Below are 318 nucleotides of genomic sequence, written 5' to 3' on the forward strand. Positions count from 1 at the left end.
TGATGATAGCGTCATAGACGCCGGTGGCAATCCGGGCGCAGAATTTCTTGCGGTTGTGGGTCTCAAAGTCCTTTTTGGTAGTGACAAGGATGTTGGCGGAGGGATAGATCCGCAGAAACTCCGAAGCCCACTGCTCGGTCAAATGGTTCGGCACCACAAAGAGGGATTTCTGGCACAATCCCAGGCGCTTACTCTACATGGCGGCAGCCACCATTTCAAAGGTTTTGCCAGCGCCTACCTCATGGGCCAGCAGCGTATTGCCTCCGTACAGCACATGAGCGATGGCTCCCAGCTGATGCTCCCGCAGGGTGATGGACG

At 56.0% G+C, this 318-nt stretch carries 1 pseudogene; it reads right to left on the reverse strand.

Annotated elements, in window-relative coordinates:
- A pseudogene (locus tag P0G09_RS17080) lies at positions 1 to 318 on the reverse strand (DEAD/DEAH box helicase family protein); the annotation flags it as partial.

This window comes from Faecalibacterium sp. DFI.5.82, from assembly GCF_029076575.1.
GTDB classification, from domain to species: domain Bacteria; phylum Bacillota; class Clostridia; order Oscillospirales; family Ruminococcaceae; genus Faecalibacterium; species Faecalibacterium duncaniae.